The organism is Sphingomonas sp., from assembly GCF_042091075.1.
In the GTDB taxonomy this organism is placed as follows: Bacteria; Pseudomonadota; Alphaproteobacteria; order Sphingomonadales; family Sphingomonadaceae; genus Sphingomonas.
Genome location: NZ_JBELIE010000101.1, coordinates 1 through 12,092, shown reverse-complemented (window position 1 = coordinate 12,092; position 12,092 = coordinate 1). Strand labels below are relative to the sequence as shown.

Sequence of the window (12,092 nt, the reverse complement as noted above, 5' to 3'; positions counted from 1 at the left end):
CCGACATCCAGCGCATGGTGATCGCGCGCGGCCTGTGACGCATACACGCCGGCATCGTCAGTCAGAGAGGAACAGGGCATGAATATCAGCGAAGTCGCCGCGATCGTGACGGGGGGCGCCTCCGGATTGGGAAGCGGCACCGCCAGACGGCTCGCCGCACGCGGCGCGAAGGTTGCGATCTTCGATCTCAACGAAGAAGCCGGGACACAGCTGGCCGATGAGATCGGTGGCCGCTTCTTCCGTGTCGACGTCACCGATGACGGCTCGGTCACTGGTGCGGTCGCGGCCGCGGAAACGGCCCATGGCACCGCGCGCATCCTGGTGAATTGCGCCGGGATCGCGCCGCCTGCGAAGGTGATCGATCGCGACGGCAATCCCGCCTCGCTAAATGCCTTTGCGAAGATCGTCTCGATCAACCTGATCGGCACGTTCAACGTGGCCTCCAAATTCGCGGCGGCGCTCCATAAGGCGGAGCCGATCGGCGAAGAGCGCGGCGTCATCGTCAACACCGCCTCGGTCGCGGCGTTCGACGGCCAGATTGGCCAGGCCGCCTATGCGGCGTCCAAGGCGGGCGTTGCGGGGATGACCCTGCCGGTCGCGCGCGAACTGGCGCGCTATGGCATTCGCGTGATGACGATTGCGCCCGGCATCTTCTGGACGCCGATGCTCGCGGGCCTGCCGCAGGAGGCGCAGGACAGCCTTGGCACGCAAGTACCCTTCCCGTCGCGGCTCGGCCAACCGGACGAATATGCGCAACTGGTGGAGGCGATCGTCACCAACCCGATGCTCAACGGCGAGACGATCCGCCTCGACGGCGCCATCCGGATGGCGCCGCGATGAGCGCGCCCAGCGAGCGCGCGCGCACCATCGGCGCCGCCGTCGAGGCGTTCGTCCGCGACACGATCGTGCCCTATGAACGCGATCCGCGTTGCGGCGGCCATGGCCCGAGCGATTCGCTGGTGATCGAAATGCGCGAAAAAGCGCGCGCGGCGGGGGTGCTGACGCCGCATATCCTGTCCAACGGCAGCCACCTCAATCAGCGCGAGACCGCCTATGTGCTGCGCCAATCCGGGCTGTCGCCGCTCGGCCCGCTAGCGGTGAACACCGCCGCGCCGGACGAGGGCAATATGTTCCTGCTCGGCAAGGTCGGCAGCGAGGACCAGAAGCGCCGCTTCCTCGACCCGCTGGTGCGCGGCGAGGCCCGTTCGGCGTTCTTCATGACCGAGCCGGCGGCGGAGGGTGGCGCTGGCTCCGACCCGTCGATGATGCTGACGACCGCGAAGCTCGACGGCAACCATTGGGTGGTGAACGGCCGCAAGGCGTTCATCACCGGTGCCGAAGGGGCGAAGGTCGGGATCGTCATGGCGAAGTCCCATGATGGCGCCTGCATGTTCCTGGTCGACCTGCCCGATCCCGCAATCACGATCGAGCGCGTGCTCGACACGATCGACAGCTCGATGCCGGGTGGCCATGCCGTCGTGCGGATCGACAATCTCCGTATCCCCGCCGACCAGATGCTGGGGCATAGCGGCGAAGGCTTCAAATATGCGCAGATCCGCCTCGCGCCCGCGCGGCTGTCGCATTGCATGCGCTGGCTGGGCGCGTGCGTTCGGGCGAACGAGATCGCGACCGATTATGCCAACCGGCGGCATGCCTTCGGCAAACCGCTAATCGATCATGAGGGCGTCGGTTTCATGCTCGCGGAAAATCTGATCGACCTGAAGCAGGCCGAATTGATGATCGACTGGTGCGCGGGCGTGCTCGACGCTGGCGAGCCGGGCGGCGCGGAAAGCTCGATGGCGAAGGTCGCGGTGTCGGAGGCGCTGATGCGCGTCGCGGATCGCTGCGTCCAGGCGATGGGCGGCACCGGCGTTTCCGGCGACACGATCGTCGAACAGGTGTTTCGGGAGATCCGCGCCTTCCGGATCTACGATGGCCCCACCGAGGTGCACAAATGGAGCCTCGCCAAGAAGATCAAGCGCGACTGGAAGACCGCCCAATGAGCGGGGTCGATCAGGACGCCAATGCCGGCACCACCCCGGTCCGCGAGGCGCATCGCTTCGACGAGGAGGCGTTGGCGCGCTGGATGACCGCGCATGTCGATGGCTTCTCTGGCCCGCTGACCGTCGAGCAATTCAAGGGGGGGCAGTCGAACCCCACCTATCGCCTGTCGACCCCCGGCGCGCGCTATGTCCTGCGCCGCAAGCCGCCGGGGCCGTTGCTGCCGGGCGCGCATGATGTGCTGCGCGAGGCGCGCATTTTGACCGCGCTTGTCGACACGCCCGTGCCGGTCGCGCCGATCCACGGCGTGTGCGAGGACGAACAAGTGATCGGCACGCCCTTCTACATCATGGGCATGGTCGAAGGCCGCGTCTTCTGGGACGCGACTTTTCCCGATGTAGCGCGTGATGAGCGCGCAGCCTATTTCGACGCGATGAACGCGACGCTGGCGGCGTTGCATAGCGTCGATCATGAGCGCATCGGGCTCGGCGACTATGGCCGCCCGGGCAATTATTTTGCGCGGCAGATCGGGCGCTGGTCGAAACAATATCTGAACGATGCCGACGCGGGGCGCGACGCCGACATGGATGCGCTCGTCGAATGGCTGCCCGCGCATATCCCCGCGGGCGATGAGACTAGTATCGTCCATGGCGACTTCCGCTGCGACAACATGATCTTCCATCCCAGCGAACCGCGCGTCCTGGCGGTGCTCGACTGGGAATTGTCGACGCTGGGCCACCCGCTCGCCGATTTCGCCTATCATGCGATCATGTACCGGATGCCGCCCGATATCGTGGCCGGACTGGCGGGCGCCGACCTTTCGGCGCTCGGCATTCCCGGCGAGCAGGACTATGTCGCCGCCTATTGCGCGCGGACGGGACGCGCGGGGATCGAAAATTACGATTATTACGTCGCCTTCAATTTCTTCCGGCTTGCGGCCATCTTCCACGGGATCAAGGGCCGCGTGATCCGCGGCACCGCCGCCTCCGCACATGCGCGGGAGCGCGCGCAGAGCTTTCCGAGGCTTGCCGGGCTGGCGCGCGCGGCGATGGAACAATGCCGATAACCCCCATCGCACGGTGAGCGCCGCCACACGGCTGGACAGCGGCGCCACCGATCGCCCATGACGCCGCGACAGATCGCGGCGCCCAGCGGCGTCATCGGCGCAAGGGGGAGATACGGGCGATGGCCGAGTATCAGACGATCCGGATCGAGAAGCGCGGCGCCGCCGACTGGCTGACGCTCGATCGTCCCGACGCGATGAATGCGATCAACACGCATATGGTGGGCGAACTCGCCGATTATTTCGGACGACTCGTCCATGATCGTTCGGTTCGCGTGGTGGTGATGCGCGGTGCGGGACGTGCCTTTTGCGCCGGGCTGGACATCAAGGAGGCCGCCGGACGACAGGCCGAAGAGATCCCTTTCGGCGGTGGCTTCGGCTTTCAGGGCTATCTGGCGGACGTATACGTCAAGATGCGCCGCTGCCCGCAACCGATCGTCTCGCTCATCCATGGCGCCGCCTGCGGCGGGGGGTTCGCGTTCGTGCTGGCATCAGACATCCGCATCGCGGGCGAAAGCGCGCGGATGAACGCCGCCTTCATCAAGCTGGGGCTGTCGGGCTGTGACATGGGGGTCAGCTACTTCCTGCCGCGGCTGGTAGGGCTGTCGGTCGCATCGGAACTGATCATGACCGGGCGTTTCATCGATGCGAAGCGGTCGCTCGCGACCGGGCTGGTGTCCGACGTGGTCGCCGACGAACTGCTGGAAGAAGCGGGTACGGCGATGGCGCGGGACCTGCTGGCCGCCAGCCCGAAGGGATTGCGGCTGACCAAGGAAGGCATCAATCTCGCCGTCGATGCGCCCGGGCTGGAAGCGGCGATGGCGATCGAGAACCGCAACCAGTTGCTATCCGCCGCCAGCCCCAACTTCGCCGAGGGCATGCGCGCCTTTCTCGAGAAGCGGGCGCCGGACTATATCGCCGACTGAACCGCCCGGTCAGGCCATTCATTCATCAGACCGCCGGGCGCACGGCAACATCGGGGGGCGGCGCGCGTCAATGGGCCGCCAGCAGATCCGCCTCATCGAGCGTCTTCACGATCGCGCGCACCACCTCGCGCAATTGCTGGTCCGATGCCTCGGCATCACCGCCCGGAGTTAACAGCGTGCTGACGTCGCAGCCAAGCTGATGCGCGATCGACGTCATCTTCAGCAGGCTCGGGTTCGCCTGCGCACGTTCGATTCCGGAGAGATACGCTCGCTCCATCCCCGCACGCCGGGCAAGTTCCTCTTGAGACCAGCCTTTTAGCTCGCGAGCACGACGGATATTACGCGCGAGTACCTGCTGCTCCGCCGACGATGTCGTTCTCAAGGCTTCTCCCTCCGCTCCATCGCGGGGAGATAGCATGAGGTCAACGAAACGATAATACCGGACGATTGAGCACCGCCGGGCGGATCGCCCCGGAACGGCACGGGAACGGCGACCAGCCACCGCCAGGCCCGGCCGGCTTCGATCGTCCGGTGTCAGGCGGCCTCGCGCCATTCCTCCAGCGCCTGCTCGACACGCTCGAGTCTTACGCCGGCGTCGTCGATCCGCTCTTTCAGCAACCAGCGCTCCCCCTTGCTCACCCAGCCATCGGGCGCCCGCGCCGGCCAGCCCGCCGCGAGCGGGGTCAGCGCGATCGCCCCCGGCCCGGCATCGATCCGCGCGACCCGCGCCGCGCGGGCACTGGCACGCACCCGCGCCACCGCCAGCAATGTCTCCGCACTGTCGGGGATCGCACCGAAGCGATCCGCCATCTCGATCGCGAGCGCGTCGATCGCGGCCGCGTCGCTCGCCCGCGCCAGCCGAGTGTAGAAGGTCACGCGCAGCTCGTCGTCGGGGATCCAGTCCACCGGCAGGTTGCCGGTCAGCCCCAGATGCAGGTCGGGAACCCAGCGTTCGACCACTTCCCCCCGCGCCGTCCGCAACGCCGCTTCCAGCAGATGCTGGTACAGGTCCACGCCGATCAGTTTCATATGCCCGGCCTGCGCCTCGCCGAGCAGATCGCCCGCCCCGCGCATATCCAGGTCACGCGCGCTGATCGCGAAGCCCGCGCCAAGCCGGTCGAAGGCTTCGAGCGTCCGCAGCCGCTTGAGTGTGCGCGGTGCGATCGTGGCATCGGGATCGGTGAGCAACAGAACCTGCCCGCGCCGCTGCCCGCGTCCGACCCGACCACGCAATTGGTGCAATTGGCTCAGGCCGAAGCGATCCGCCCGCCACATCACCATCGTATTGGCGCGCGGTACGTCCAGCCCCGCCTCGATGATCGTCGTCGCCAGCAGCACGTCCCCCTCGCCGCGCCCGAACCGCACCATCGTCGCGTCGATCTCGTCCGCCGGCATTTTGCCATGTGCCTCCAGCAGATCGAGTTCCGGCACCAGCCGCCGCAGCGTCGCGGCGACCGCCGGCATATCCTCGATCCGCGGCACAACGACGAAGCTCTGCCCCCCGCGGCTGCGCTCCCGCAGCAGCGCGGTACGCACCATCGTTTCGTCGAACGAGGCCATGGCGGTACGGATCGGCTGGCGTCGCGCGGGCGGTGTCGCGATCACCGACAATTGGCGTATCCCGACCAGCGCAGATTGCAGCGTGCGCGGAATCGGCGTCGCGCTCAGCGTCAGCACATGGCCAGCGCCCAGCCCGCGCAGCCGGTCCTTCTCCGCCGCCCCGAACCGCTGTTCCTCATCGATGATGACGAGGGCCAGCCGGTCATAGGCAATCCCCTTCCCGGCGATCGCGCCGGTGCCGACGACGATCTGAATCGTGCCATCCGCCAGCCCTGCCCTGACGCGCTTCCGCTCCGCCGGGCTGGAGAGCCGCGACAGGCCGGCGACGGTGATCCCGCTCGGCGCGAAACGCGCGGTGAAGGTTTCGAGATGCTGTCGCGCCAGCACCGTGGTCGGCGCGGCGATCGCGACCTGATGGCCGGCCAGCGCGGCCAGCGCGGCAGCGCGCAACGCGACCTCGGTCTTGCCGAACCCGACATCGCCGACGATCAGCCGGTCCATCGGCTTGCCCGACGCCAGATCGTCGCGCACCGCCTCGATCGCGCGGGCCTGATCGCGCGTTTCGAGGAAGGGAAACCCCGCCGCGAACCGCTCATAGGCTGCGATATCCGGGTCCAGCATGGGGGCCTGCCGGCCCGCCTGTTCATTCGCCAGCGCAATCATGCCACGGGCCGTCTCGGCGATCGCGGCATCGATCGCGCCACGCCGTTTCTGCCAGCTATGCCCGTCCAGCGTGTCGAGCGTTACGGCGTCCGCATCCGCCCCGTAACGCCAGATCCGCTCCGCCTCGTCGACTGGCACCAAACGCATCCCGCCCTTGGCATATTCCAGCTGGATTGCCTCCTCGGCGCCGTCGGCGGCCGGCATCGGCGCCAGGCCACGGACGATGCCGATGCCGTGATCCTCATGCACGACGACGTCGCCGATCCTGATATCGCCAAGGCCGAGGAATGCCGCTTCCACCGGCGCACTCAGCGGATCGTCGCGGTCCGCCCGGCTACCGAGCAGGTCCGCGGCGGCTAGCACGACAACGTCATCCAGGCAAAAGCCGCGCTCGATCGGTGCTTCAAGCAGCGACAGACACGTCGGCGATCCCGCTGCGAGCGATGCCCAGTCCGCCGTCATTTGCGGCTCTTCGCGCAGCGCCTTGGCGACCCGCGGACGCAGGAAGCGCAGATCGCGGGCGCTGCCGATCAGGGCGACACGACGCCCCGCGTCGCGGGCCTCGCGAACGATCGTGGCCAGCATACGTAGCGGCGCCTTGTGCTCGACAGGCCGACGTGGCGGCTCGCCGGCTCGATCCAGCGACAGCGTCGGCCGCTTCGTCACCGCGCCATGCCACGCACGATCCGATACGATCGCGACCATCGCGCGCGCGGGGCGGCGTTTGGCGGCATCGGCAGCGAGCGTCAGGAAGCGCCGCCGCCGTTCCTCCGCCAGCGGCTCGATCGCGACCGTCGCGCCAGGCAGGTGATCCGCGAGCGTCACGCCCCTTTTGCCCGCCGGCGGCTCCGCCACGCGGCCCAGCTGCTGCTGTGACTGTTCCGCCGTGGTCCGCTGGGTGGCGGGATCGTAGCGCCGCACTGCGACGACGCGACCGTCCGCCACCTCGATCCGCACCGGTTGCGCCGCGTCGGCGGGATAGACATCGAGCACATGCCCGCGCAACGCGACCTCGCCAGGCTCGTCGACACGCTCGTCGACGATATAGCCGGTCTCGATCAGTTCCTCGAACAGCCGCGCCAGATCCAGCCTGTCGCCCGGTGCCACGCAGGGCGGCGCCGCCTCGAACGCGGCGGCTGGGGGATAGCGCCGCGCCAGGGCCTCGCCGGTGGTGATGAAGACGATCGCGGCACGGTCCTCCGTCTTCTGCTGCGCGAGCCGCAGCTGCCGCAGCGCGGCCACCCGTTGGCCGACGTTGGCGGGCGATGCCGGCGCCTCGTCGCCCGGCAGGGCATCGCTGCCAGGGCAGAATATCACCGTGGCGCTGGTCATCGCCGCAAGAGCCTGCGCGACCGCCGCACCCCGAACATCGTCGGCAGCCGCGACGAACAGATCGCCCTTCATCGATCCGCGCGCGAGATGCGCCGCCAACTCACCGATGCCCAGCTGTGGCGATCCACGCAACGGCGCGATCGCCCGGGAAACATCGGTGGCGGGTGATGGCATCGATCAACGCTCCTGTCAGGGAGTCGACGAACGAGCGCGTATCGGCGGCGTTCCTGCGAGCGCCTCACTGTTGATGTCGATCAGCACGTTCGCCTCCGCCGACGTCACAAACAACCACGGCCGTGGCGTCGTGCCGGTCGCCATGCGTGATGAATCGTGTATGGGACGGGTCATCCGCTCATCGGGCCGGGGATACCGCAGAATGATCGGACGCGCCGCACACCGCGCCATTTTCCCTGATGTGGATTTCCGATGACGTTCGACCTTCATACCTATCGCCGTCAGTGGTTCACGGACGGCGCCGCCGCCCGCCGCGACGTGCTCGCCGGCATCGTCGTCGCGCTGGCGCTTATTCCGGAGGCGATCGGCTTCTCGATCATCGCCGGTGTCGATCCGCGCGTCGGCCTCTATGCCTCGGTGGCGATCGCGGTCACGATCGCGCTGATCGGCGGACGCCCCGGCATGGTCTCCGCCGCGACCGCAGCGGTCGCCGTGGTCGTCATCCCGCTCGTGCGCGATCACGGCGTCGACTATCTGTTCGCCGCGACGATCCTGATGGGTGCGATCCAGATCGCCGCCGGACTGCTGCGGCTCGATCTCGTCATGCAGTTCGTTTCGCGGTCGGTGATCACCGGCTTCGTCAACGCGCTCGCGATCCTGATCTTCCTCGCACAGCTACCGCAGCTGACGAATGTGGGGTGGGAAACCTATGCGTTGGTCGCGGGCGGGCTCGCGATCATCTACGGTTTTCCCCGCGTGACGCGGGTGATCCCGTCGCCGCTGGTGGCGATCGTGATCCTCAGCGCCATCAGCATCGGCCTGGGTCTGTCGGTCAATACCGTCGGCGACATGGGGAAGCTGCCGGACGGCCTGCCCAGCCTTACCCTGCCGAACGTGCCGCTGACGCTCGATACCCTGCGGATCATCCTGCCCTATTCGCTGACGATGGCCGCCGTCGGGCTGCTGGAATCGCTGCTCACCGCGCAGATCGTCGACGACATGACCGATACCGACAGCGCCAAGCGCGTCGAGTGTGCCGGCCAGGGCGGCGCGAACATCGTCGCCGCGCTGTTCGGCGGCATGGGCGGCTGCGCGATGATCGGTCAGTCGGTCATCAACGTCACCTCGGGCGGGCGCGGGCGCCTATCCACCTTCGTCGCCGGCGCGTTCCTGTTGTTCCTGCTCGCGGTCCTCGGCCCGCTCGTCGGCCGCGTGCCGATGCCGGCGCTGGTCGCGGTCATGATCATGGTGTCGATCGGGACGTTCAGCTGGAACTCGATCGCGAACCTGCGCCGCCACCCGCCAACCTCCTCCGTCGTGATGCTGACGACCGTCGTGGTGGTCGTCGCCACCCGTGATCTGTCGCTGGGCGTGCTCGCCGGCGTGCTGCTGTCGGGGATCTTCTTTGCCGGCAAGGTACAGCGGATGTTCGCGGTCGAGCGCGAGGAGAGCGCCGACGGGACCCGCGCCACCTACCGCGTCACCGGCGAGATCTTCTTCGCCTCGGTCGACCGGTTCACCCGCGCGTTTCAGACGGAGGGCTCCGCTAGTCACGTCCTGATCGACGTCACCGGCGCGCATTTCTGGGACATTTCCGGCGTCGGCGCGCTCGACAAGATCGTCACCCGCCTTCGTCGCGACGGACGTGAGGTACACGTCGTCGGCTACAACCGGGCGAGCGCCGACATCGTCGATCGCTTCGCCTTGCACGACAAGACCGGGGTGGAAATGGGGCTGGCGCCGCATTGATCGACGGGCCGATATCCCCCGCGGCATCGATGGCAGCGCGGGTCGGATCGGCTCACGCCGCGAACGCCTCCCGATGGGTTCGCTCGATCACCGCCCGGTCCGCCTCGCTGGTTAAGGCAGCCCCCGCCCGCGCCGCCGCATCGCGCGCTTCGCGTACCAGCAGGGGACGCGCCTCCGCCGCCTCGCGCGCGATCGCGCTGAGCGCCTTCTGCAGCCGGACGCCGACCTCGACGATCGCAGCGCCGTCGCGGGCGATGGGTCGGCACAGGTCGTCGAGAAGGTCGCAAAGCCGGATCGCGGGAAAATGAACCCGCGCGGGCACCCCGGCCTCCCGCCGGGGGCGATGCCCGACGAAGCGCGACAGGACCCGCGCGCCGGCCTCGATCACCGCGATCGCCGTCCCCGGATCGTTCACCGCCGGCGACAATGCCCGCGAAGCGATTTCCGACAGGACGACGAGGCCGAAGCGCGGATCATAATCGAACGCCCGGTGATGCGAGAGCGTGAACGCCTGCCGGACCTTTGCCAGCGCCGCGTCGTCGCAGGCGCCGTCGACGAGAGCGATCGCGCGCGACGGCTCGACCAGCTTGCCAGGCAGGGCCATGACATGAATATCGGCGTCGATCGCCGCCGCGACCTCGCCCAATACCGCGACATCGACGTGCGTCACCCGCGCCAGCCTGTCCGGCAGGACCCGTGACATCCCCTCCCGTTCGGCGGGGACTGCCCCGGTATCGAGCGACAGCGGCACGATCATCTTGTCGACCGCCTCGATCGCGGCCTGCTCGACCCGGTCGATCGTGTCGGAGACGCGACCGAAGCGCGCGATATGCTCGATCCAGCGCAGCAACGTCACCACGATGAACAGGATGACGATGATCGTCCCGATCAGCAGAATGACCCGCCCGGACTCGCCATACAGGCCGGTCGACAGCGCGACGATCCCGACGATAGCGAACAGGAAACTGCCCAGAAACGTGGCCAGCGTATTCTGCGCCGTGCTGTCATCGATCAGCAGTTGCACGGCACGGGGCGTGATCGTGCTGGTCGCACCGGCATAGGCCGAGACCATCGCGGTCAGCGAGAAGGTCGTTACCGCCAGCATGCTCGACGCCAGAATGCCGAGAATGCCGTCGACGGATTTGGCGCCGATCGTCGCGGCGAAATCGTAAGAGATCGTGTGTCCGACCAGCGCACCCGCGAGCGCCAGCGCGCCCCCGAAGGCGCAGACCAGCGCCGCCCGGAACCACATCCTGCGGCACAGCAGGCGGACGAGCCATTGCCATCGCGTCAATCGTCATCCCCTTCGCGGCACCGGGGGCTCGCCGGGCGGCGGCGCGCTGGACGGTACACGGCCACGCTTCGCCCGCTTGTCATGGCACGGGTCCGGCCACCGGCGTCAGGGTCAGGCGACGCCCCGAGGGGGGTGCCGGCATCGCAATGATCCCTCGCTGCCGCAGCACCGCCGCGACCGCCAGCGCCCGGCGGGCATTCAGGTTGGCGTCGGTCGACGCCGTGTCGGACGGCAATCCCGGCACCGCGAGCGCCCGGACATTCCATCGCTGCGCCGCCCAGGCGGCCGTGACGACCGCCTCCCTGGCGGCGGCATCGAGCACATCCGATCCATCGGCGAAGACGATCGTGGGGAGAGCCCCTTGCGGAGGGATGATCGCCACCTGCCAATCCTCGCTCTGCTGTGCGGCCCGCTCTTCCAGGGTGCGATAGGTCGCGACGCTCGCACCGGGCAACACCGCGGCGGAGGCGACGGCACGGTGATGATCGCGATCGATCGTCACCGCGTCCGGCGCGATCCCCGTGATCAGCGCGACGCTGTTGGCCAGATCGGTCACATGCTGGGCCGCCGTATTCGTCGCCTCGCCAGCCTGCCGCAATTCCTCTCGCTGGGCGGCGAGCGCGTCCGCCCCTGCCCCCAGCAGGATCTGGTCGAGGTTCAGTCGCACCGGGCGGTCGAGCTGCTTCGCGAGCGCGGCCTGAAGCGCCGCCGTCCGTTGCATCGATCGACGCGGGGTGATCACCACGGCGCGCACCATGATCGGCCTGGCCGTGAAATCGATGTCAAGCTGCGTCACCCGCGCGTCCGCGCCGAAGCGATCCGACAGCAGCGAACGTGTCTGCGATGTGGCAAGTGCCTCCCGGCCGATCCGGTTGAGCGACACGCCGAGCGGTATCGCCATCACCACGAAGACGAGCGTCAGGATCAGCGTCTGCGCCCAGCTTTGCCGTCGCGACAGATGGTGGCCGAACCCGTAGAAGCGCGCCATCACCGTCGCCGACAGCGCGATCGTGACGAAGTTGGTCGCGAACAGCGCGAAGGCCCCCATGCCCACCGGCGCGTTGCGGGTCGCGATCCCGTAACCGACCACCGCCAGCGGCGGCATCAGCGCGGTGGCGATCGCGACGCCGACGATCGTATCGCCGCGGCCGCGGATGATCGCGAACGTCCCCGCCAGCGCGGCGAAGAGCGCGACGGCGAGATCGAACAGGTTCGGCCGCGTCCGCGCGACGATCTCGGCGGTCGGCGCCTGCAACGGCGACACGAGGACCAGTAGCGCGGTAAAGGCGACCGCCGCCCCCGCACCGATCGCAATCGCCTTCAGCGACCG

10 protein-coding genes are annotated in these 12,092 nt (G+C 68.2%); 5 read left to right on the top strand and 5 right to left on the bottom strand.

The window, feature by feature from the left end; genetic code table 11:
• Positions 1 to 78 precede the first annotated feature (78 nt).
• The 4 genes from ACFDSW_RS10930 (at position 79) to ACFDSW_RS10915 (ending at position 3,990) form a co-directional block, all read left to right on the top strand.
• Complete coding sequence (locus ACFDSW_RS10930) at positions 79 to 840, top strand: SDR family NAD(P)-dependent oxidoreductase (RefSeq protein ID WP_375250323.1); 762 nt, start codon at positions 79 to 81, stop codon at positions 838 to 840.
• Positions 837 to 2,003, top strand: coding sequence for an acyl-CoA dehydrogenase family protein (locus ACFDSW_RS10925; RefSeq protein WP_375250322.1), 1,167 nt, complete (start codon positions 837 to 839; stop codon positions 2,001 to 2,003). The genes ACFDSW_RS10930 and ACFDSW_RS10925 overlap by 4 nt, the downstream gene beginning before the upstream one ends.
• On the top strand, positions 2,000 to 3,067 hold the full coding sequence (locus tag ACFDSW_RS10920) for a phosphotransferase (RefSeq protein ID WP_375250321.1): 1,068 nt from the start codon (positions 2,000 to 2,002) through the stop codon (positions 3,065 to 3,067). Before ACFDSW_RS10925 ends, ACFDSW_RS10920 begins: the two co-directional genes overlap by 4 nt.
• Before the next feature lie 119 nt (positions 3,068 to 3,186).
• Positions 3,187 to 3,990, top strand: coding sequence for an enoyl-CoA hydratase/isomerase family protein (locus ACFDSW_RS10915; RefSeq protein ID WP_375250320.1), 804 nt, complete (start codon positions 3,187 to 3,189; stop codon positions 3,988 to 3,990).
• Positions 3,991 to 4,057: 67 nt separating this feature from the next.
• Here the strand turns inward: ACFDSW_RS10915 and ACFDSW_RS10910 are convergent, their stop codons facing one another.
• From ACFDSW_RS10910 to ACFDSW_RS10900, 3 genes are all read right to left on the bottom strand, one after another.
• Positions 4,058 to 4,372 carry a helix-turn-helix domain-containing protein gene (locus ACFDSW_RS10910; protein ID WP_375250319.1) on the bottom strand — a complete coding sequence of 105 codons (315 nt, stop codon included), beginning with the start codon at positions 4,370 to 4,372 and terminating at the stop codon, positions 4,058 to 4,060.
• Between the two features lie 152 nt (positions 4,373 to 4,524).
• Positions 4,525 to 7,719: a helicase-related protein gene (locus ACFDSW_RS10905; RefSeq protein WP_375250318.1), complete on the bottom strand. Its 3,195-nt coding sequence runs from the start codon at positions 7,717 to 7,719 to the stop codon at positions 4,525 to 4,527.
• 15 nt (positions 7,720 to 7,734) lie between these two features.
• Positions 7,735 to 7,863: a hypothetical protein gene (locus ACFDSW_RS10900; RefSeq protein WP_375250317.1), complete on the bottom strand. Its 129-nt coding sequence runs from the start codon at positions 7,861 to 7,863 to the stop codon at positions 7,735 to 7,737.
• 108 nt (positions 7,864 to 7,971) lie between these two features.
• Here ACFDSW_RS10900 and ACFDSW_RS10895 point away from each other — a divergent pair, with 108 nt between their 5' ends.
• Positions 7,972 to 9,468: a SulP family inorganic anion transporter gene (locus ACFDSW_RS10895; RefSeq protein ID WP_375250316.1), complete on the top strand. Its 1,497-nt coding sequence runs from the start codon at positions 7,972 to 7,974 to the stop codon at positions 9,466 to 9,468.
• A gap of 52 nt (positions 9,469 to 9,520) precedes the next feature.
• Here the strand turns inward: ACFDSW_RS10895 and ACFDSW_RS10890 are convergent, their stop codons facing one another.
• Entirely contained in the window at positions 9,521 to 10,762 is a 1,242-nt protein-coding gene (locus tag ACFDSW_RS10890; RefSeq protein WP_375250315.1) for a DUF2254 domain-containing protein, read from the bottom strand.
• Positions 10,763 to 10,841: 79 nt separating this feature from the next.
• Positions 10,842 to 12,092, bottom strand: a 1,251-nt coding sequence (locus tag ACFDSW_RS10885; RefSeq protein ID WP_375250314.1) for a DUF389 domain-containing protein, incomplete at its 5' end; no start/stop codon positions are given.

Bases quoted from the DNA above. Each gene is read 5' to 3' on its own strand.
- ACFDSW_RS10905 (WP_375250318.1), bottom strand. From the start codon at position 7,719: ATGCCATCACCCGCCACCGATGTTTCCCGGGCGATCGCGCCGTTGCGT.
- ACFDSW_RS10900 (WP_375250317.1), bottom strand. From the start codon at position 7,863: ATGGCGACCGGCACGACGCCACGGCCGTGGTTGTTTGTGACGTCGGCG.
- ACFDSW_RS10930 (WP_375250323.1), top strand. From the start codon at position 79: ATGAATATCAGCGAAGTCGCCGCGATCGTGACGGGGGGCGCCTCCGGA.
- ACFDSW_RS10895 (WP_375250316.1), top strand. From the start codon at position 7,972: ATGACGTTCGACCTTCATACCTATCGCCGTCAGTGGTTCACGGACGGC.
- ACFDSW_RS10925 (WP_375250322.1), top strand. From the start codon at position 837: ATGAGCGCGCCCAGCGAGCGCGCGCGCACCATCGGCGCCGCCGTCGAG.
- ACFDSW_RS10915 (WP_375250320.1), top strand. From the start codon at position 3,187: ATGGCCGAGTATCAGACGATCCGGATCGAGAAGCGCGGCGCCGCCGAC.
- ACFDSW_RS10920 (WP_375250321.1), top strand. From the start codon at position 2,000: ATGAGCGGGGTCGATCAGGACGCCAATGCCGGCACCACCCCGGTCCGC.